This is a genomic window from Arthrobacter nitrophenolicus, assembly GCF_000332815.1.
GTDB classification, from domain to species: domain Bacteria; phylum Actinomycetota; class Actinomycetes; order Actinomycetales; family Micrococcaceae; genus Arthrobacter; species Arthrobacter nitrophenolicus.
Map to the genome: position 1 here is coordinate 93,183 of NZ_AOFD01000006.1, position 20,079 is coordinate 113,261.

The 20,079-nt window shown below is 67.5% G+C and carries 19 protein-coding genes and 2 pseudogenes; 11 read left to right on the forward strand and 10 right to left on the reverse strand.

Annotation, left to right across the window (positions count from 1 at the left end):
• Nucleotides 1–34 precede the first annotated feature (34 nt).
• Complete coding sequence (locus G205_RS03575) at nucleotides 35–1,630, reverse strand: phospholipase D family protein (protein ID WP_009356777.1); 1,596 nt, start codon at nucleotides 1,628–1,630, stop codon at nucleotides 35–37.
• 260 nt (nucleotides 1,631–1,890) lie between these two features.
• Here G205_RS03575 and G205_RS03580 point away from each other — a divergent pair, with 260 nt between their 5' ends.
• From G205_RS03580 to G205_RS03590, 3 genes are all read left to right on the forward strand, one after another.
• Nucleotides 1,891–2,751: a phosphatidylinositol-specific phospholipase C/glycerophosphodiester phosphodiesterase family protein gene (locus G205_RS03580; RefSeq protein ID WP_009356778.1), complete on the forward strand. Its 861-nt coding sequence runs from the start codon at nucleotides 1,891–1,893 to the stop codon at nucleotides 2,749–2,751.
• Nucleotides 2,752–2,778: 27 nt separating this feature from the next.
• Nucleotides 2,779–3,828 (forward strand): metallophosphoesterase family protein, encoded by a 1,050-nt coding sequence (locus G205_RS03585; RefSeq protein ID WP_009356779.1) that lies wholly within the window; start codon nucleotides 2,779–2,781, stop codon nucleotides 3,826–3,828.
• A 169-nt stretch (nucleotides 3,829–3,997) separates the two neighbouring features.
• Complete coding sequence (locus G205_RS03590) at nucleotides 3,998–4,471, forward strand: SRPBCC family protein (RefSeq protein ID WP_009356780.1); 474 nt, start codon at nucleotides 3,998–4,000, stop codon at nucleotides 4,469–4,471.
• Between the two features lie 71 nt (nucleotides 4,472–4,542).
• Here G205_RS03590 and G205_RS03595 read toward each other — a convergent pair whose 3' ends face one another.
• Nucleotides 4,543–5,529 carry an aldo/keto reductase gene (locus G205_RS03595; RefSeq protein ID WP_035751966.1) on the reverse strand — a complete coding sequence of 329 codons (987 nt, stop codon included), beginning with the start codon at nucleotides 5,527–5,529 and terminating at the stop codon, nucleotides 4,543–4,545.
• A gap of 362 nt (nucleotides 5,530–5,891) precedes the next feature.
• Between G205_RS03595 and G205_RS20905 the strand changes: the two are divergent.
• The 3 genes and pseudogenes from G205_RS20905 to G205_RS20550 form a co-directional block, all read left to right on the forward strand.
• Nucleotides 5,892–6,173, forward strand: a pseudogene (locus G205_RS20905) (response regulator); the annotation flags it as partial.
• The gene (locus G205_RS20910; protein ID WP_083874998.1) at nucleotides 6,077–6,673 is read left to right on the forward strand and encodes a histidine kinase dimerization/phospho-acceptor domain-containing protein; all 597 of its coding nucleotides are present in this window, start codon (nucleotides 6,077–6,079) and stop codon (nucleotides 6,671–6,673) included. The pseudogene G205_RS20905 and the gene G205_RS20910, both read left to right, overlap by 97 nt.
• A 12-nt stretch (nucleotides 6,674–6,685) precedes the next feature.
• A pseudogene (locus tag G205_RS20550) lies at nucleotides 6,686–6,967 on the forward strand (ATP-binding protein); the annotation flags it as partial.
• Between the two features lie 75 nt (nucleotides 6,968–7,042).
• Here the strand turns inward: G205_RS20550 and G205_RS03605 are convergent.
• Both G205_RS03605 and G205_RS03610 read right to left on the reverse strand, forming a co-directional pair.
• The gene (locus tag G205_RS03605; protein ID WP_009356783.1) at nucleotides 7,043–8,935 is read right to left on the reverse strand and encodes a pectinesterase family protein; all 1,893 of its coding nucleotides are present in this window, start codon (nucleotides 8,933–8,935) and stop codon (nucleotides 7,043–7,045) included.
• Entirely contained in the window at nucleotides 8,935–10,302 is a 1,368-nt protein-coding gene (locus G205_RS03610) for a pectate lyase family protein (RefSeq protein ID WP_009356784.1), read from the reverse strand. Before G205_RS03610 ends, G205_RS03605 begins: the two co-directional genes overlap by 1 nt.
• A 245-nt stretch (nucleotides 10,303–10,547) precedes the next feature.
• On the opposite strand from G205_RS03610, the gene G205_RS03615 reads away from it, so the two are divergent.
• The gene (locus G205_RS03615; RefSeq protein WP_009356785.1) at nucleotides 10,548–10,745 is read left to right on the forward strand and encodes a hypothetical protein; all 198 of its coding nucleotides are present in this window, start codon (nucleotides 10,548–10,550) and stop codon (nucleotides 10,743–10,745) included.
• A gap of 27 nt (nucleotides 10,746–10,772) precedes the next feature.
• On the opposite strand, the gene G205_RS03620 is transcribed toward G205_RS03615, so the two are convergent.
• Entirely contained in the window at nucleotides 10,773–11,246 is a 474-nt protein-coding gene (locus tag G205_RS03620) for a GNAT family N-acetyltransferase (RefSeq protein WP_009356786.1), read from the reverse strand.
• A gap of 32 nt (nucleotides 11,247–11,278) precedes the next feature.
• Nucleotides 11,279–11,638, reverse strand: coding sequence for a VOC family protein (locus G205_RS03625; protein ID WP_009356787.1), 360 nt, complete (start codon nucleotides 11,636–11,638; stop codon nucleotides 11,279–11,281).
• A gap of 77 nt (nucleotides 11,639–11,715) precedes the next feature.
• Between G205_RS03625 and G205_RS03630 the strand changes: the two genes are divergently transcribed.
• The gene (locus G205_RS03630) at nucleotides 11,716–12,465 is read left to right on the forward strand and encodes a GOLPH3/VPS74 family protein (protein WP_009356788.1); all 750 of its coding nucleotides are present in this window, start codon (nucleotides 11,716–11,718) and stop codon (nucleotides 12,463–12,465) included.
• Nucleotides 12,466–12,468: 3 nt separating this feature from the next.
• Here G205_RS03630 and G205_RS23650 read toward each other — a convergent pair whose 3' ends face one another.
• The 4 genes from G205_RS23650 to G205_RS03645 all read right to left on the reverse strand — a co-directional run bounded on the left by G205_RS23650 (nucleotide 12,469) and on the right by G205_RS03645 (nucleotide 16,154).
• On the reverse strand, nucleotides 12,469–13,266 hold the full coding sequence (locus G205_RS23650; protein WP_338058368.1) for a DUF5671 domain-containing protein: 798 nt from the start codon (nucleotides 13,264–13,266) through the stop codon (nucleotides 12,469–12,471).
• 8 nt (nucleotides 13,267–13,274) lie between these two features.
• On the reverse strand, nucleotides 13,275–14,153 hold the full coding sequence (locus G205_RS23655) for a DUF5671 domain-containing protein (protein ID WP_338058369.1): 879 nt from the start codon (nucleotides 14,151–14,153) through the stop codon (nucleotides 13,275–13,277).
• Nucleotides 14,150–14,578: an LpqB family beta-propeller domain-containing protein gene (locus G205_RS03640; RefSeq protein WP_235046768.1), complete on the reverse strand. Its 429-nt coding sequence runs from the start codon at nucleotides 14,576–14,578 to the stop codon at nucleotides 14,150–14,152. Before G205_RS03640 ends, G205_RS23655 begins: the two co-directional genes overlap by 4 nt.
• 133 nt (nucleotides 14,579–14,711) lie before the next feature.
• Nucleotides 14,712–16,154 carry a hypothetical protein gene (locus G205_RS03645; protein ID WP_235046769.1) on the reverse strand — a complete coding sequence of 481 codons (1,443 nt, stop codon included), beginning with the start codon at nucleotides 16,152–16,154 and terminating at the stop codon, nucleotides 14,712–14,714.
• Between the two features lie 279 nt (nucleotides 16,155–16,433).
• Between G205_RS03645 and G205_RS03650 the strand changes: the two genes are divergently transcribed.
• The 3 genes from G205_RS03650 to G205_RS03660 all read left to right on the forward strand — a co-directional run bounded on the left by G205_RS03650 (nucleotide 16,434) and on the right by G205_RS03660 (nucleotide 20,002).
• Nucleotides 16,434–17,789, forward strand: coding sequence for an MFS transporter (locus tag G205_RS03650; protein WP_009356791.1), 1,356 nt, complete (start codon nucleotides 16,434–16,436; stop codon nucleotides 17,787–17,789).
• Between the two features lie 51 nt (nucleotides 17,790–17,840).
• On the forward strand, nucleotides 17,841–19,094 hold the full coding sequence (locus G205_RS03655; RefSeq protein ID WP_009356792.1) for a M24 family metallopeptidase: 1,254 nt from the start codon (nucleotides 17,841–17,843) through the stop codon (nucleotides 19,092–19,094).
• A gap of 83 nt (nucleotides 19,095–19,177) precedes the next feature.
• Nucleotides 19,178–20,002 (forward strand): IclR family transcriptional regulator, encoded by an 825-nt coding sequence (locus tag G205_RS03660; protein WP_009356793.1) that lies wholly within the window; start codon nucleotides 19,178–19,180, stop codon nucleotides 20,000–20,002.
• Nucleotides 20,003–20,079: the final 77 nt, after the last annotated feature.

The following is a 20,079-nucleotide window of genomic DNA, read 5'->3' on the forward strand; positions in this document are numbered from 1 at the left end:
TTCCTCGCCGCGGACGAGCGAACGCCGACGGACCCTAGAACTTGGTGGTGCCGCGCAGTTTCCGGGGCCGGCCGTCCGGATCCACCAGGAAGCGGTTGGCAGGAGCTGCCCAGAGGCGCTGCAGGCTTGACACGGGATCTGTGGTGTGGTGCCGCGCATGTCCGGCGGGCCGCGGCGTCCGGCTGCCGGCCTGGTGCCAGCCGTCCAGGGCATCGGCGGCGGCCTTCCACAGGGCGAGTCCGTCCGCCGGGTCCTGGAACCGGGGGTCATCCTCGTCGAGGCCCAGGTGCTCGGCCCAGAGCTGGCGCCTTACCCTGTGGGCCAGCGAAGCGGATGCGTCCGGCGTTTCCTGCCGGCCGGCGCTGGTGTCGATGACCGCGCAGGTCAGCTCGCTGTCTGTGGTCCAGGACCGGCGGTTGAAGTTGTCCGAGCCGCAGGTGAACCAGGTGTCGTCGATGATGCAGATCTTGGCATGGACGTAAATGGGTGTCCCGGCCCTGTTTTCGAGGTTGAAGACGCCGAACCTGTCGGGGGCCGCGCGACGGATGGTTTCGATGGCATGCAGCTGCCCCAGCCGCTTGGGCGGACCTCCCAGCGGGCCGTCGGAGTCCGGGTAGCGCGGCACCACGGCGATCACGTTGAGCCCGGGGTTCTGCTTGAGGGCGCCTGCGATTCCCGCCGCGACCTCCGCCGACCACAGGTACTGGTCCTCGATATAGATCAGCGAACGGGCCAGGGAAAATGCCTTCGTGTAGGCCTGGGCCACGCTGCGCTCGCCGCCCGGGGCGAACGGGAACGGCGGATGCTTCACCCCGTAGGTGCGCAGCAGCTGCACGGCATGCGGGCCGGCCGGTGGCGGCGGCGGCGCGGTGTCCGGCAGCGGCTGCGGGTGCCGGGGCATGTCGGCCAGGCGCTGCAGCAGCATCCGGTACGGCGTGCGCCGGTCCAGGGGATGGGGGTCGTTCCACCGTTCCGCGAACAGTTCCAGCACATCAGCCACCACCGGGCCGCGGAGTTCGACGGCGGCGTCGTGCCAGGGCGGTTGCTTCCCGTACCGGGGGTCCATGTCCACCGCCTGCGGATCGCCCATGTGGTCGGCGTCGTCCCGGCGGCTGTGGGACAGGTCGATGCCGCCCACGAACGCCACGTCGCGTGAAGGGTCCGTCCGGCTGCGGATCACGAACAGTTTCTGGTGGTGGCAGCCGAAGACGCGGACCCGCTGGTCCAGCAGGACCTCGCCGCCGGCGTCGTTGATCTGGCGGCTGAGGAGCTCGTTGGACCGGTTGCTCATCGGGGCCTGGATACGTTCCCCATGGGACCGCCACACCAGGCCGCGCACTTCCACTCCGATCCGGGCCAGCCGGGTCAGCAGCTCACCGATGGCGGGCCCGTCCGCCTTGAGCCGCTCGTCGCCGTCCCCGCGCCAGTCGGTAAACCAGACACGGTCGCCCGCCTGGAGCGCGGACAGCTCCTCGTACAGCCGGGCGAAGTAGGTGGCCCCGTGAATCAGGGGCCGCACCAGGTTGCCCTCTGACCACGCCGGTGTCTCGGCAGGGCCGGCATGCACACCGGTGGCCGAATGCTCCCGCTCAGCGCCACTCAAGAACCAGTAACCGGCTGTACTGTCCACCCGATGCTCCCTCCGGGGCCCGAGGCGCCCCCGTTGTCCGCCCTCATTAGTAGCCTACGACGGTGCGGATCAATGTCACCGGGGCCGGGCGATTCTTCTGGGCCAGGCTGCCATGGGCACAGATAAGGACGCTTGGTGTTCACGGCGGCGAAACCCTTGCGACCCTGCCTGTTCTTTCACCAGCGGAATTCTCATAAGGCACCCCGGCGCCATCCCCTTGCCGGGCTGCGGACAATCCACGCTGCCACCAGGAGTACCCCGTGTTCGTGAAAAGCACCCTCGCCGCCGTCGCCTTCCTTGCCTCCCTGGCGGGAACCGCCGTGGCACCCGCCCAAGCCGAGGCAACCAAGCCCGCTCCCGTCGTCGTCGGCCAGCCCCTGGCCCAGGCGCACGCCCACAATGACTATGAGCATGACCGCCCGCTGATGGACGCTCTGGAGCATGGCTTCACCAGTGTCGAGGCGGACGTGTGGCTGGTGGACGGCGAACTGCTGGTGGCCCACGACCTGGAGGACGTGAAGCCCGGCGTCACGCTCGAGAGCCTCTACCTGGAACCGCTCCAGGACCTGGTCCGCAGCCAGCCCGGGCACAGCGTGTACCGGCACTGGGACGGCAGCCTGCAGCTCCTGATCGACATCAAGAGCGAGGGCGAGGCCACCTACGCCGCCATCGAGGAAGAGCTCGCCGAGCACCGCGACATCATGAGCCGCTACACGAACGGCACCACCAAGACCGGCCCGGTCACCGCGGTCATCAGCGGCAACCGCCCGCTGGCCACCATGCAGGCGCAGGACAAGCGCTTCAGCTTCTACGACGGCCGCTCCGCGGACCTCACGTCCGGCAAGCCCGCGGATCTGATGCCGCTCGTCAGCGACAACTGGACCCGGCTCTTCACCTGGCAGGGCGTCGGACCGATGCCCGAGGTTGAGCGCGCCAGGCTGCACGCCTACGTGGCCGAGGCGCACGCCAACGGTTACCGCGTCCGCTTCTGGGCCACCCCGGACCAGCCTGGCACTGCCCGCGAAGCGCTCTGGAGCGAGCTCGCCGACGCCGGCGTGGACCACATCAACACCGATGACCTCGCAGGGCTCCAGCAGTTCCTCACCGCCCGCGCCGCCTAACCCCACCCCAGAACCAGGACCATCCCCATGCCTTCAAAGACCATAAAAACCACGACGGCGGCACTCGCCCTGGCGTTCGGCCTCCTTGCCGCCCAGCCGGCCACTGCCGCGGACGACACCCCCACTGACAACAGCAAGGACGCCTTCACCTTCGGCGTCATCGGCGACATCCCCTACGGCGACGCCGAGATCGCCAAATTCCCCTCCCGTATCCAGGACATCAACGCCGACCGCGACCTGGGGTTCGTAGCACACGTGGGCGATATCAAGAACGGCTCATCCGTCTGCTCGGACGGGTACTTCTCCTACATCCGCGCCCAGTTCGACACGTTTGAGCACCCGCTGGTCTTCACCCCCGGCGACAACGAATGGGTGGACTGCCACCGCACCAACAACGGCGCCTACAACCCGCTGGAGCGGCTGGACAAGCTGCGGGAAGTCTTCTTCGACGAGCCCGGAAAGACCCTCGGCGCCACCATGCCGGTCAAGACCCAGGAGGACCTCGGGCTCCCCGAGAACGTCCGGTTTACCCAGAACCGCGTGGCCTTCTCGGTGCTCAACATCCAGGGCAGCAACAACTCCCTGCAGCCCTGGACCGGCCTGGGCGAAACCGCTGCCACGCCCGAGCAGCTGGCCGAGGTGGAGCACCGGACCGATGCCGTCCTGGTCCAGATCCGCGAAACGTTCGCCGACGCCGAGCGCCGCAATGACCGCGCCGTGGTCCTGATGACCCAGGCGGACATGTTCGATCCGTCGCTGCTCGCCGCGGCCACCGCCAGCCCGGAAATCATGTCCGGCTTCCGCGACATCGTGGCCGCCATCGTGGAGGAGACCAACAACTTCGACGCCCCGGTCTACCTGATCAACGGCGACAGCCACGTCTTCGCTGAGAACCAGCCGCTGGCCGGGGGCTCGCCCTGGCTGGAGGTGTATGGCCAGCCCGTCGCGGATGACCTGCAGCGGGTCACCGTGGACGGCTCCGCCAACGCCACCAACTACGTCCGGTTCAGCGTCGCCGGCAACAGCGCGGCCGGTTCCGGGGTCCTGAGCTGGGAAAAGATCCCCTTCAGCTCGTGAGGCCTGGCACCTAGGTAGGGTACGACGGCGGGTGCCCACCCGCCGTCGTCTGGGGTCTGGACACTGGCGGCGGCCGGATTTATGGTGCAAATGTGGCGGCTGCCTGACTGGCAGGAAGGCACATGCTGCCAGTCCGCTGTTGCTGCCGCCCGTCAAAAGGAGGAAGCAGATGGAACACGTCGAAGAGACAGTGGAAGTCGATGTCCCGGTGCGGACCGCGTACAACCAGTGGACCCAGTTCGAATCCTTTCCGCAGTTCATGTCCGGGGTGGAATCCGTAACCCAGCTGACCGACAGGACGAACCACTGGGTGACCAAGGTGGGTGGTGTCAAGCGGGAATTCGATACCGAAATCGTCGACCAGGAACCTGACGACCGCATCGCCTGGCGCAGCACGGACGGCAAGTCCCATGCCGGCATCATCAGGTTCACGCCGGTGGACGCCAACCACACGAAAGTCAGGGTCCACTTCGAATGGGCGCCGGAGACGGTCACTGAAAAAGCAGGCGCGGCGCTGAAGATCGACGAGATGCAGGTAAAGGCCGACATGCGCAAGTTCAAGGCCTTCATTGAATCGCGCGGCACCGAAACCGGCGGCTGGCGCGGCGAAGTCAAGGACACCGGGCCCATGGGGCAGCCCTAGAAGCCGGCAATCAACCCAAAGGAAGCGGACGACGGCGGGTGCCCACCCGCCGTCGTCCGCTTCCTGGAGCGTCACCGTCCGACGAGCCCCATGTGCAGGTCGTTGTAGCGGTTGCCCTGCACACCGATCCGGCTGGCGACGGCATCGAGATCTGCCACTTCATCGGCGGACAGCGCAACGGCGGTGGCCGCTGCGTTCTCCTCGACGCGTTCGCGGCGGCGCGTACCGGGGATCGGCACAATCCAGGGCTGCTGGGCCAGGAGCCACGCCAGCGCGATCTGTCCCGGCGTGGCGTTCTTGGCCGCCGCGAGGCCCGCGACATGCTCAACCAGTGCCAGGTTGGCGGCGCGGTTTTCAGCGGTGAAGCGGGGGATGGTGCTGCGGATGTCGCCGTCGGCAAACGGTGTGGACGTGTCCACGGTTCCGGTGAGGAAGCCCTTGCCAAGGGGGCTGAACGGAACGAACCCGATCCCGAGTTCGGCCAGGGTGGGCAGCACTTCCGGCTCCGGATCCCGCGTCCACAGCGAGTACTCGCTCTGCACGGCGGTCACCGGGAAGACGGCGTGGGCCGCCCGGATGGTCGCGGCCGATGCCTCGGACAGCCCGAAGTGGCGGACCTTGCCGGCCTGGACGAGTTCTCCCACCGTGCCGGCCACTTCCTCAATGGGCACGTTGGGGTCCACCCGGTGCTGGTAGAAGAGATCCAGGGTGTCCACCCGAAGCCGGCGGAGTGACTCGTCCGCCACCCGCCTGATCCGCTCGGGCGAACTGTCCAGCCCCACGGATTTCCCGTCCTCGATCCGCCACCCGAACTTGGTGGCAATGACCACCTCGTCGCGGACCGGGGCGAGCGCTTCGCCCACCAGTTCCTCATTGACGAAGGGCCCGTACACCTCGGCTGTGTCAAAGAAGTTGATGCCCATCGTGACGGCGTCGCGGAGTACGCCGATCATGGCCTGCCGGTCTGCGGGGTTCGGGCCGTAGCTCTGGGACATCCCCATGCAGCCCAAACCAATAGCGGAAACCTGCAGTCCTTGCCCCAGTGTCCGTGTATGCATGACTTCTCCCTTGCTGATGGCTGTCCGTGCCGGCACAGGCCTGCCCGGCCTTCTACCAGTCAACGGGTTCCGGCGCGGGTTAGGGAGTGTCTGTTGAAACCTGTTTTGGCAGGGCCACCCTTGGCAAGCAATCCGTGACCGCCGGATCCGTGGAAACCTGCCCGTCTTTGCCCGTCTTTGCCCGTCCGGGTAAGCCTTTCCCGTGGGACTATAGGTCCAGCGGGCCGCCGGGTGGCCCGTCATGACGATGTATGGCCGGGGGCATCATGGCGGTTAATTCGAGCTGGAGTGCGACGGGACGTCTGTCGCCCGACGCGGCAGCCGGGAAGAATCCCGGCGTGCCGGACGATTCCCGGGACGCCATGACGGTGCTGGTGGCCGACGACGACGCAGGATCGCTGCTGGTGGCGAAGGCCGCCGTCGAGAAATACGGGCACCAGTGCATCGTGGCCGCGGATGGCGAGACGGCGTGGCAGCTGTTCCAGGAGCGGCGCCCCCAGGTGGTAGTCAGCGACCTGGTGATGCCGGGGCTCAACGGGTTTGACCTGTGCCGCGCCATCCGGGCCTCGGAAGCAAGTTCCTACACGTACGTGGTGCTGCTGACCTCCCATGGCGCCCAGGAAGACGTGCTGGAAGGCATGCGGGCCGGAGCGGACGACTACATCAGCAAGCCGCTGGACCCCTTTGTCCTCCACACGCGCCTGCTGGCCGCCCGGCGTGTCACGGCAGTCCACCACGCCCTGGCCGACGCCTGGACGCGGCCAGGGGAAGCAACGAACGGCTCGCCGAATTCACCGGGCGGGTCAGCCACGACCTCCGGAATCCGCTCACATCCATCCTGGGCTACGTGGAGCTGGGTGCCACGGACGCGGAATCGGGCCACCCGGAGGAAGCAGCCGAGTACCTGGAAATCGTGGGCGGCAGCGCGCGGCGGATGCTGTCCATGGTGGAGGAGCTGCTGGGATACGCGTCCATCGGCGGTTCGCTGTCCAGGGAACGGCTTTCATTGGCAAACCTCGTGCAGAAGGTCACGCAGGACCTGCGGCTGGGCCTGGAGGACGCCGGCGCAGTGGTGCACTGTGAGGACTTCGTTTTCCACGCTGACGAAAACCAGTTGCGCGTGGCCCTGCAGAACCTGATCTAGAACGCCGTCGCCTACCGCCGTCCAGCGGTGCCCCCGGTCATCACCGTCTCCGGACAGGGTGCCGGAGCGGGCGCCGTCGTCCGGGTGCAGGACAACGGCAAGGGCATCGACGCCGGCGACCGGCGCAAGGTGGTTGAACCGCTGGTCCGCCTGCACCGCGACGGCGATCCCGCCGGCACGGGGCTTGGCTTGGCCACCTGCGCCCGGATCGCCGCCGCGCACGGGGGAAGGCTGGAGGTTGCACCCGGCCCCGGCGGCGGGACCACCGTCAGCATCTACCTCGGATCACCGTAGGGCGCACCTTTTCAGCCGGCCAGGCTCACGGGGGAACGGACGACGGCGGGAGGTCCCGCCGTCGTCCGCCCCGGCTTAGGCGGGTGCCCCGGACGGCACCCCGGTCGGCGCTGTTGTGGTGTCCGCCGCGGTGCCGGCGAGCTGCGGTGCCCAGCCGTCCGTGCCCTGCAGGTAGGCCCGGACCGTGTAGTTGTCCGCCTCCGCCGCGGGGAGCTGCGGGCGGTCCGCTGTCACCTGCGCGCCGGGGCCACGGTTGGTGAGTTCGTGGAACCGGGCCTCCCGCCAGGAGAAGCCGCTCATGTCCGTCCACGGCGTCCCCGAGACATGGGCCCCCAGCCAGGAGTCCCTGATCAGGACCTGCGCAACCGCCCGGGGGTCGCCGCCCGGGTGCCACGGCCTGCCCAGGTGGACGCTGCTGGCGGCGGCATCCGAGACGAGCCGGCACTGGTCAAAGAGGTAGCCGTACTTGATGGACAGGTCCTGGCTTCCGGCCGTGACATACCCGTTGTTCGTCGCCGAGCCGCGGTCCAGGGACTTGATCTCGCAACCGCTGAAAACGCCTGTGCCGCGTCCGAAGATGAAGTCCACGTCCCCTTCCACGTAGCACTTGTCGAAGTAGAAGCGCGCCGGGACGCCCGTGCCCGGCGAGTTGACCAGCAGGGTGTCCTGGTTGCCCAGCATCCTGACGTTGGACAGCACCGACCGGTCGGCCGTGATGTGCAGCGCCACCGCCTGCCGGTCCTTCATCCCCATGTTGGCGGCCTCGTCGAAGTCGTTGCTGATGGTCAGGTTCCTGGCCTCGAAGTCGGGGCCGTCGATCCGGACTGAGGCACTGCCGGAGGTGCCGTAGTTTCCGGTGCCGTCCGGCTTGGGGGTGCCGGAGGCGTTGTTGAAGACCAGCACCACGTCCTCCGGCCTGCCGCCCTGGCCGATGAACGAAATCCGCGGCTTGCTGCTGGGCACCCGGACCATCTCCCGGTAGTTGCCCGGCTGGATCCGGATCACCGTCCGCTGGGTGCTGTTGGACGGAACGGAGTCGACGGCGGCCTGTACGGTCGCGAACGTCCGGCCCCGCCCGACGTCGAGCATCACCGGGAGGTCAACCGGGCGTTCGGCGGGCCAGTACATGCCCAGCAGAGGATCGGTGCCGGCGTCGATGTTCAGGAAGTAGCCCGGCGGGACGATCTCCTTCGCCTGGAGTTCGCGGGCCACCAGCTTGGCCACGGCCAGGGCACCGGCGGCCTGGAAGTGCGTGTTGTCCTCCGAACCCTGCGGATACTGCGGGTGCTCGCCCGGCGCCAGGAAGAGGAAGTGTTCCTTGGTGCCCTCCGGTCCCAGCCGCTGCCACAGCTGCTTGGACGACGCCGTCAGGTCCACCAGCGGGGTGCCGGTGGAGGCCGCAAGGTCCCGCACCGCCTGCGGGTAGGCGCCGTGCGAATCCTGGGCGGTCCCGAAGGAATCGAACCGGCGGCGTTCCACGCTGGTGACCAGCACGGGCTTGCCTCCGCGCGCCCTGGCGCCGTCGACATACCGGGTCAGGTACTCCTTGTAGGTGCTGTCCGGGAGCGTGCCCCGGGCCGGGTCCGCCACCTTCTCGTCGTTGTGGCCGAAGGAAATCAGCAGGTAGTCGCCCGGCTGCATCAGCGCCAGCACCCGGTCCAGCAGGCCGGCGTCGGCAAAGCTCTTTGAGGAGGCGCCGGACCAGGCATAGTCGAAGACGGTGGCCTGCGGCCCCAGCAGAAGCGGCAGCGCCTGTCCCCAGCCCGCGCGGGGGCGCTCGGACTGCTGGTACGCCGACGACGTCGAGTCCCCGACGACGAAGATCACCGGCTGTGTCCGCGGCCTGGCAGGGTCGGGGCTGGTGCGGGGGATCGCGTTGGCTATGCCAGTGCCGGAGAGGGCCATGGCCCCCGCTGTCAGTGCCAGGGATGTGAGGATGGTGCGGCGGGTGGGCACAATGGCGGCCATCAGTGTCCGCCTCCTGCCGTGAAGACCGGTCCGGTGGAGTCTTGGAGCAGGGCCGGCACGGCCTGCGCCGGGTGGACCTGGGTGCGCAGCGTCGGGGTCCAGGACGTGTCCTCGGCCAGTTGGTCCACGGGTGCCGCAGCGGCGTTGTAGGCGGCGCGAAGGTCGGTGATCTTCCCGTTGACGGCGTTCCCGATAGTGGTGATCGCCGTGCCCTTGAAGCGGGTGATGATGTCCGCGGCGTCGATCCCGGCCGGCAGCGTGAAGGCGTTCGCCTCGGCGTGGAGGTGCGAATCGAAGCCTGCGCCCAGCGTGTAGCCGTAGGTCACGGTGCTGTCCGCGTTCACCTTGAAGTGGTTGTTGTACACGTCCACCTGGCCGAACCGGACCCGCGGGGCGCGCTGGCCCACGTTCTCGAAGACGTTGTGGTGGATGGTGACGCGCAGCTTGCCCGGGTCCCCGCGGCCCGGTGAATCGGTGGAGCCGATCAGGAGCAGCTTGTCATGGTCCGCGAAGCGGTTGAAGGACATGGTCACCAGGTCCGAGCCGTTGGTGACGTCCACGGCGCCGTCGTGCACCTGGTAAGGGCGGCCGAAGTAGAGCGGCTGGGAACTGTCCAGGTTGGGGGCATCGGTGAATTCGGAGTGGTCGATCCAGACGTTGGTGGCCCGGTTGATGACCTGGAGCATGTCGTACTCGCTGTTCCAGTTGCCGTCCGCCCCGTCGGTTGGATCCCAGGCCGGGAAGCAGTCGTGCGCATCCCGCACCGTGAGGTTGCGGACGATCACGTTGCTGGCACCGTTGATGCGGAGGGCGGCGCCGGTGATGGTGCTGTCCGGCGTGGCACCCACGATCGTGGTGTTGCTGGGAATGTCCACCCGGATGTTCAAGGCTTGCTTGCCGGCGGCTGCCCGCCTGGCACTCTCCTGCGTCCCTTCGGGTTCCTGGCTGCGGCCGTAGGTTGCCGGGTCGTAGTCCTGGAGGTACTGCTGCAGGCTGTAGCCGGTGCCTTCGGCGTAGTTTTCGCACGTCACCGCTGAACCATCCGCAGCGGTGTTGGCATCGATGGTTCCATGGATCCGCACAATCTTCGGCGCGGTTCCGGCCGCCGCGAAGGCCGCCAGCAGCTCAGCCTTGGTGGAAACGTCGTAGACGTGGGCGTCCGTTGCCGCGGAACCTCCGGTGGTGCCCGCCCCGGCCGAGGCCCAGCCGTTTCCCGCGGCAAGAACCTGGCGCTCCAGCGGCGTCTGGGCCGTCTGGGCTGCAGGATCCGCCAGGGGGTTGGGCGAAGCGCCTGCCGGCGCTGACACCAGCAGCGCTCCGGCCACTGCCACGGCTGCGGACATGGATAAGGTGGTGCGTTTTTGCATGTTCTCTCTTCCGTCATTGGAATGAACTTCGCGCCCCTGCCGGCGGCTGCTATGACGCCGGTGCTTGTTAGCGCTGACAAGGACCCTATCGAGAAACCGCTTTCTCGGCAATGGTCAACTTACCTTCTTGTGACGAAATGGGAAGATCGATGTCCGGATTCTCCGGGCGGTGCTCCATAATCGGGGCAGTGCCGGTCCGTCTGCCGGCTTCCCTACCCCCACCTCACAACGCAGGACACCGCCCTATGGACAGTTCAGGTTTCATCGCACTCTTCCTCGCCGGAAAGGACGGCACGGCCCAGAGCGCCCTGCCGCACGCCCCACGGCAGCGCCGGACGCCCAAGCCTGAATTGTCACGCTGGGAGGCCACCCGCGGTCACGCCGCCAGTGCACTCCACCGCCTTGCCTGGGCCATCGAGCCCGATACGGACCGCATCTCCTGACCGGTCCCCGGCCATCAGTGGGCTCCGCTAGAGCCGGAGCTCCATGAACACGCTGTTGGGATCCAGCGAGTAGTCCGCAAAAGGCGGGCATTCCGTGAAGCCGTGCCGCTCATACAGGCGCCGCGCGGGAGCGAAGTAGTCCTCGGTTCCGGTCTCGAGGCAGACGCGTCCAAGGTTCCGGTTCCGGGCGTCCTCGAGGATGTGCCGGAGCATCAGGGTGGCCACGCCCCGTCCGCGTGCGCCCGCGGCGGTGCGCATGGACTTGATCTCGCCGTGCCGGACCGCGCCGGGTGCGGCTCCCAGGAGCTTGAGGGCACCGCACCCCAGCAGGGTGCCGTCCTCGCGCGCTGTCCAGAACGTGATGGACGGGTCGGACAGCGCGGAGTGGTCCAGTGCGTGGACGCTCTCAGCCGGGGAGGTGGCGAACATGTCCGCCAGGTGCTCGCTCAGGAGCCGGTGGACATCAGGGCGTGCGGGATCGTCCCGGTCAATCGAAATCATCGCCTCCAATGTACCGGCAGCCGCCCGGGCGATTACCCCGCGCTCTTGTCGATCACGCAGAAGCGGTTCCCGTCGGGGTCCTCCAGGACAAGGAAGTCCGGGTCCTCCGGGTACAGGTCCCAGTCCACCCGCCGGGCTCCGAGCGAGACCAGCCGCTCCACCTCCGCAGTTTGGTCATCCGCGTAGAGGTCCAGGTGGACGCGCGGGTGCTCCTGGACCGGCGTCTCGCTGCGCATCAGCGAGAGCTGGGCTCCAGGGCCCGACGCCGGGGCAAGGGTCACCCACGTGTCGTCACCGGGTTCGCGGGGGACATAGCCGAGGGCAGCGTGCCAGAAATCCGTGGCGCGGGCGACGTCATTGACGCCGAGGACAAGGGTGCCGATGGTCAACATCTGCCCAGCCTAAACCCGCCGGACAGAACCTGTCTGCGGCCATTGTGGGAGCCGCCGGCCGGGAGCACCATGGTCATATGGACGCCCAAACACCCGGAACCGTAGAGCTGAACCTGCCCCAGGCCTTCCTCCTGCTGGCCACGAACGATCAAGACGGCAAACTCGAAGTGCCGGTGTTCGCGCTCCGGACCACCCTGGCCGGGGCCATCCTCGCCGAGCTGGACATGGTCGGCGCCATCCGGCTGCAGGGAAAGCATGTCCGTGCCACCGGCGCCACCCCCGCCACCGATTTCCAGCACGAGCTGGACCTCATCCGCCACAAGTCACGGCCGCACACGCCCAAGGCCTGGGTGTCCATGCTGGAGGGCCGGGCGGAAGTGCAGCGGGTCTACGAGGGAATGGTGTCCCGGGGCATCGTGGAGCACGTGGGGGAGAAGCACCTTGGCGTCTTCCAGACCGTGCGGTACCCGGAGAAGGACCACGCTCCTGAAGCGGCACTCGTGAAAAAGCTGGAAGCCGCGCTCAGCGATACGTCGGCGCCTCCCCAGGTGCCGGAGTCCCCGGAAGCTGTCGGCGCGTCCTCTGATGCCGGCGTTCCTGACGCTGGCGCTGCCGCTGCCGCTGCGAAGCCTGCAGCCAAGGCACACGAAGCCAGGACCCTGGCCCTGATCGCGCTGCTTGAGGCGGCCGGGCTGCTTCCCAAGCTCTTCCCGGCGGCGGACCGGGTATGGGCCGACGAACTGGCCAAGGACTACTGGCCGGCCCGCGCTGTGGAGGACGAGCTGCGCATGATCAGGCTCGCGGAGGAAGAAGCCGCAAACCTGTAACCCTCAGCCGCCCCTGCCCTCCAGCGGAATCACGTCCACGCGGGCATCGGCACCGAGGATCACCAGGACGTGCCGCGCCGTGACGCCCTTCAGGGCCTGTTCAAGCCGGCCCATGCCCTCTCCGGTGGCAGCAAAGGTGCCCTGGCCCGGCGGGGCCGCCCCGCCGTCGTCGGCCCGCCGCCACACCGTGACCCTCGCACCTCCGGTGAGCTCAGTGAGAGCCTTTTCGACCGCCTCGGAACCGGAACCAGCCACCAGGGTGACCTGGTCGATTACCCGCTTGCGGACGGAACCGGCTGCGGCGAGAAGGGCCCGGTCGTGCCGCCACAGTGCGAAGTGGTACCCGGCCACCAGCCCGGCGGCCACCAGGAGCCCGAGCGGTCCGCGGATCCGGTCAACCACGCTGCCGCCGGACACCCCGCCCAACAGGAACTCGAAGACCCGGTAGGCGATCACCAGGAGGGCGATCAGTGCCACCACGGCGCTCACGCCGAAGAACGCAATGAGGTAGATCCGCCTTCCTGGCGGAATCGCATCAGCGCTCCGCGGTTGTTTGTCCGGTTTCCACGCCAGCCACCACACCGGGCCACCCACTGCCAGTGAACTGATGCCGCCCAGGAGCAGGGTCCGCTCCGTGCCGCCGGCCAGCGGCGATACTGCTGCGGCCAGGAGCGCGTTGATGATCACGCCAACCCCTGAGGCTGCCGCGGCCAGGGCCACAGCCGAGGTGACCAGGAGGCTCGCGCGCCGGTTTTCAGCGGACCGCTGCACGGCCACCGCCCGGTGGTAGCGCCACACCACGGCCCCGATCAGGCCGAAGCCAGGGCTGTTGCCAGGGGCTCCAGGATTTCGCCGGTCGAATCTGTGGGGTCAAACGCCAGCCTCAGGAGGACAAACAGCACAACAGCGCTTCCACCCAGCGCGGTGATTCCGGCCGCGAAGATTCCGACGACGATGGTGCTGACGTCAACCAGGCCGGTCCGCATCCTGCGTCCGTCCTCGTGAATCCAGTGCCACCACCAGACCGCGCCTCCGCCCGCTGCCCACACAACAGACCGGAGCACCGCATGCCACCACAGAGCTGTCCCGGTGAGCGAAAAGCTGCCGCGGATGGGGGCATCGAACAGGCCGCCCAGCGCGGTGATCGCTGCAATGGCGCCCACCACCAGGCCAAAAAAGGTTCCGATGGTGGTGCGGATGTCGGTCAGGTGCGGGGCCCCTTTGGCCGGATGCCGCCACATCCAGCGGTGCCACACCCAGACGGCGGTCCAGACCAGGCCATTGGCCAGCGGGGGCGCCCACTGGGCCCGTGCGGAACCGATCCAGGAGGCCGCAAATTCCAGCAGCGACGTGGTGGCGATGATCAGCGAGACTGCATACATTCCGGCCAGGTACAGGCCCCAGCCGGTTGCCGTGCGCTCCGCCTCGTCCAGCCTGCGCCACAGAAACCACCACAGGAGCAGGGCCAGCGGTCCGCCGATCAGGGTGAACGCAAGCCCGCTGGCGAGGCCCTGCGCATCGGTGGCGGCCAGAACGGACCCGGACTCGAACAGGCGTTCCAGCAGCCCGCTGGCGCCGGAGGCCGCGATCACCACCAGGGCAAACAGGAGGGCATATTGGATCAGCCGGCGCAATGTCACCTGGGCGTGGGACAGTGACGAGGTTCCCGGCTGCACCTGGAGGTTCATGGCCTTACCGGCGTTCCAGTGCAGGCAAGCAGGGTGTACGGGGCCGCAGCGATCTTCCACGCTCCGCCGGATTTCACCAGAGCGAAGGAATCCTCCGATTCGTATTCGGACGGGCCGAACGGTCCGCCGTCGGAAGACTGGACGATCGAGACCGTGACGGTGGCCGATTCCTGCCTTTCGTTGGTGTCCACCAGGACCACCCTCTCGGGACGGGGCATGCCGATGAACTTCTCGATGCACTGGTCCCGGGCTTCGTCTGTCAGGTAGGTGCCGGCAGCTGCGGTGTCACCGTCGATCACTGCCGCGCTGTACCGCTGGACCACGCCGGCGGGACTGTTCTCGTCCAGAGGCTTCGGATCACCCCGCAGGAACACCACAGCCAGCGCAACGGCCACCAGCACGCCGATGACACCGAGCAGAACCACGAGGATCCGGTCAGGTTTTCCCGCTGCACCATCATGCCGCAAGTATGGGTCATGGAATGCGCATTGGATGGTGCTTAAGGCCCCAATTTGGTCACCTTCTGACCCCGTCGGAGACGCTTTGGGGCAGCAGGTCTTAGACCCCGGCGCGGGAGAAGACGTTCCCGAAGAAAGCGGCAAGGCCGTCGGCTTTGGCCTGCGTCTCCGCCTGGCTGAGGGTCCTGCTCTCCGCCTCGACGGACAGCGTTCCCCTGCGTGCGCCGCTGCGGACGTGCCATTCGCCGGTGCCGTCCGGCAGTTGGTAGGCGAGGGCGTAGCTGGAGTCCGCGGCAGGGCCCGGGCTCAGTTGGATGACCGGGGACCACTGCCGGCTGGCGCCCCCGGGTACCTCTTCCTGGATGCCGGCACAGCTGCGAACCCCTTCAGCCCGGGCGTCGAAGGGGTAGGGCCGGGACGCCGCCCCGGGCATGCTGACGACGGCGAAATCGCTGTAGTCAATCTTGCCGGGACCCTGGATCTGCCCCTGCCCCATCACCGCGCCGGACAGGGACCCGAAGTACGCCTCGTCGCTGAAGGTGCACGGGGCCTCGGGCTCCCTGGATGAAGTGCCGGGAGTAATACCCGGGGGCGGCCCGAGGACGGAGGCCCCGCCCAGGGTGGCGGGCTCGCCGTTCGGGCCCGTGATGCCCTTGAACAACTCCACCAACTGTTCGGCCGTCAAGGAATTCGCCGGGACCGGTACAACAGACGGCGCGCCCTTGCCCGCCTCTGTGATGAGGTCCTTCGCCAGCGCTGCCATGGAGTGCAGTGCCGGCTGGGCGTCGGCGTCGGAGTCGAGCCCGGCGACGGCGAGGGTCAGTGTGATGGAGAGCGTTCCGGCCAGTGCCCGCAGCCCCACGGAGCCGTAGTCGCCTGGTCCTTTCGGCTCGGGGGACTGCCTGTAGCCGTACTGCCGTTCCGCCACCGGGGGAGCGGCCAGCAGTTGTACGGCGTAGGCCGAGGGCCGTCCGGACTCGGTCGTAACCAGGCCAAAGTGGCTGCACCGGGAAACAAGGTCTTCCGGATAGCCGAAGTCTGCCTTCGCGATGCCTTCTGCGCTTCGAAGCGTGATCATGATGGTGCTTGCCGGTCCCTGCTGCCCGCCGGCCACAGGGATGCCCCCTTCTGCGAAACTTACTGCCTTGTCCGCCCAGCGGACAAACGGGTTTTCGGGGACGAACGCCAGGCATTCCCCGGGGGTGGTCTCCGTGCTGACCGACGGAAACGAACCGCTCGCAGCGCCGCTGCGCAGGCGGGTGGGATCTTGGGCTGCGGCCATCGGCAGGTTGCGGGCCTGGGCAACACCGATGATGATGGCCGCCAGTTCGGCATCGGTGAACGGCTGAGACGGCCACCCGCCCGTGCCTGCAGGCGGGGGCGATGAGGACGCAGGCAGCGGGGTGTTCGAGGGGCTGGCCCCGGGAGCCGGGCCTCCGGCCGAGCATCCTGCCAGGACCATTGCGCCCGCGACGGCGGCCAGCACCAGCGGGAGGCGCTTCGGTTTTCGTGCTGTTGCGGGTTTTCGTGCTGTTGCGCCCATGCGGCAAGTGTGGGCCCGCCCGGGCCGGCCTGGCTTGTGCCTTTCGGCCCCTTTCCCGAACTCCACCGTCGAAGGGGCTGTGACGGCAACCTTGTTGCTTTTGCTGCAACGCCCAGTCCCAGGCTCGCGAGAGGCGCATAGGCCCCCTCCTCGCCGCTGGTGACACGGAAATCGAGAAATTAAAAGCTGTTGCTACCTCTTGACTGTGCTTCACGTCACCATCTATGTTGAAACAACCAAGTTGCAATGAATGCAACTCCAACTCTTCCTGGTGGTTCCATGAGTAACGAATCAACCCCAACCGGGTCGGGGATCCTTGCCGCTGACGCCAAGGACCCTTCCCGCAACCTGGATTCCCCGGTGAGCAGGGACACGCGCCGCCGGGTCATCACAGCCAGCTTCATCGGCAATTTCGTCGAGTGGTTCGACTACGCCGTCTATGGCTATCTCGCAGTGACCATCGCGACGGTCTTCTTCCCTGAGTCTGATCCGCAGACCGGCCTCCTGCTGACCTTCGCACTGTTCGCGATTTCATTCCTGGTCCGCCCGCTGGGCGGGTTTGTCTGGGGGCATATTGGCGACAAGGTGGGGCGGCGGACAGCCCTCTCACTGTCCATCCTGATCATGTCCGGAGCGACGTTCTGCATTGCCCTGATCCCCGGCTACGACACAATCGGCATCTGGGCGCCCGTCCTGCTCCTGATCATCAGGGTTGTCCAAGGCTTCTCCGCGTCCGGTGAATACGCCGGAGCATCAGCCTTCCTGGTGGAGTACGCGCCGGCAGGCAAACGCGGCCTCTACGCTGCGGTAGTACCGGGCAGCACCGCCGCCGGCTTGCTCCTCGGGTCACTGATCGCCGGGCTGCTCACAACCCTGCTGTCCGCCGAAGCACTGCAGAGCTGGGGCTGGCGGCTGCCGTTCCTGCTGGCAGCCCCGATGGGCCTCATCGGCCGGTACATCCGGACCAAGCTTGAGGACACCCCCGCATTCCGCGAGCTGGCCGCCGAGGACCATGCCGACAAGACGCCCGTCTCCAGCCTCTTCCGCAACCACTGGCGGCAGCTGCTGCAGGCCGTCGGCGCGGTGCTGCTCAACGCGGTCGGCTTCTACGTGATCCTCAGCTACATGCCCACGTACCTGTCCTCGGAGCTGGGCCTGGGTGAAACCGAATCCTTCCTGGCAACAACCATCGCGCTGGTCACCTACATCGGCTTCATCTTCCTCACGGGCATGCTCTCGGACCGGTACGGACGCAAGAAGGTGCTCATCAGCGCATCAATCACCTTCATCGTCCTCACCGTCCCCGCCTTCGCGCTGCTGGGCACCGGAAACTTCCTGGTCATCGTCCTGGTCCAGGTCCTCCTCGGCGCCATGCTCACCCTGAACGACGGCACCCTGCCCAGCTTCCTGGCGGAAATGTTCCCCACCCGCGTCCGCTACAGCGGCTTCGCCGTGAGCTTCAACCTGTCCAACGCCCTCTTCGGCGGCACTGCACCCTTCATGGCAACGCTGCTCATTGCGGCCACCGCCAGCGACCTGGCTCCCGCCTGGTATCTCGTTGCAGCCGCCGTCGTCTCCCTGGTGGCCGTGGCCCTCTCCAGGGAAACCGGCAAAGAGCCCCTGCGGCACGAATAGCTTTCCTCCAAACCAACACGCACCAAACGCACGATAGAAAGGCAACACCCCATGACCATCACCACCGACAACGCCTCCTCCATCGCCGAACTCGAGCGGCTCAAGGTCCTCCACAACGGCACCAAGGGCAAGCTCACGTTCTCTGATGCAGAGTTCGAACGCCGCCTGGGCGGCCTCCGCCAGATCATGGCCGCCAAGGACCTGGACGCGGTCATCCTCACCAGCTACCACGGCATCAAGTACTACTCCGACTTCCTCTACACCACGTTCGGCCGCAACTACGCCCTGGTGGTCACCGCCAACGACTCGGTGACGGTCACGGCCAACATCGACGCCGGCATGCCGTGGCGCACCTCGTACGGCGAGAACATCGTGTACACCGACTGGCGCCGCGACAACTTCTACTTCGGCCTGCAGGAGGCGCTGCGCCAGCGCGGCGTCAAGGCAAACCGGCTCGGCGTCGAGGACGACTTCCTGCCGGGCCTGACCCGCGAGAAGATCGCCGCCGCCTTCCCGGGCGCCGAACTCCTGGACGTCTCCCAGGACGCCATGCGCCAGCGCATGTTCAAGTCCGCCGAGGAGATCGAGGTCATCAAGCACGGCGCCCGCATCGGCGACCTCGGCGGCGAGGCCATCCGCGCCGCGATCCGCGAGGGCGTCACCGAGTACGAGGTGGCCCTCATCGGCACCGAGGCCATGGTGCACGAGATCGCCAGGACCTTCCCGGACCGGGAAGTCCGCGACACCTGGGTCTGGTTCCAGTCCGGCATCAACACCGACGGTGCCCACAACTGGGCCACCACCCGGAAGCTGCAGCAGGGCGACATCCTCTCCCTGAACTGCTTCCCGATGACCTCCGGCTACTACACGGCCCTGGAGCGCACGCTCTTCCTCGGCCAGCCGGACGAGCGCTCACTGGAGCTGTGGAACATCAACGTCGAGGTCCACAAGCGCGGCCTGGAACTCATCAAGCCCGGCGCCGTGTGCAAGGACATCGCCGCCGAACTGAACGAGATCTACATCAGCCACGGCCTGCTGGCCAACCGCACCTTCGGCTACGGCCACTCCTTCGGCGTCCTCAGCCACTACTACGGCCGCGAAGCAGGACTCGAGCTCCGCGAGGATATCGATACTGTCCTGGAGCCCGGCATGGTGGTTTCCATGGAACCGATGATCACGGTCCTGGACGGCCAGCCCGGCGCCGGCGGCTACCGCGAGCACGACATCCTGGTGGTGGGCGAGGACAGCGTGGAGAACATCACCAAGTTCCCGTTCGGCCCCGAGCACAACATCATCGGCGCATAGGCGCCCAGCACCCAGGCGGCGCCGCGGTCATCGCGGCGCCGCTTTCGGCGTCCCGGCGAAGATAAGGAAAGATGATGCCTACCATGACTCCAGCAGCAGCCAAAGAAACCGACGTCAACGGCACCAACGGTAGTGCGGACACCAAAGGCGCGTCCGTCGTCGTCAATGCCATCGCCGTGCTGCGCACCTTCACCGCGGACGAGCCGCTGCTGGGCGTCACCGAAATCGCCAACCGCGTGGGCATGCACAAGAGTTCTGTCTCCCGGATCCTGGCCACCCTTGAACAGGAAAACCTGGTGGAACGCGACCCGGAAACCCGGCGCTTCCGCCTGGGCCTTGGGCTGATCGCGGTGGCCGGGCCGCTGCTGGCGGAGATGGAGGAACGCCGCGTGGCCTACCCGGTCCTCCGCCGGCTCACCGAGCAGACCGGCGAAACCAGCGCGCTCATGCTCTGGAACGGCGACGAAGCCATCTGCGTGGAACAAATCGCCAGCCACCACCAGATCAAGCACACCACGCCCCTGGGCGCACGCTACCGGGACGCGATGAGCGCCTCCGTGCAGGTCTTCCTCTCCACCCTGCCCGCCGAACGCGTCCGCGAACTGCTCCGCAGCGGCACCATCACCTTCCCCGGAATGGACGACGCCGGCCTGGCCGCCTACGAGGCCCGGCTCCAGGAAGTCGCCGGCCGCGGATGGGCCGAAAACTACGGCGAATCCTCCATGGACGAGGTGGGCGTTGCCGCTCCCGTCTTCGACCACCGCGGCGACGTGGTGGCTGTCGTCCTGATCCCCGCGCCGCGCTTCCGCGTCTCCCGCGAGCGGCTGGAGGGCCTGGCCGAGTCATGCGTTGCGGCCGCTGCGCAGGTGACCAGCCGCCTGGGCGGGCGCGCAGTTCCCGCCAGCTGAGGAGCCACCCGTGCTCTCTGGACAGTGCACCTGTGCAGGCGGATACTGTGCCCAAGGGCCCAGGCCCTGACGTTTGA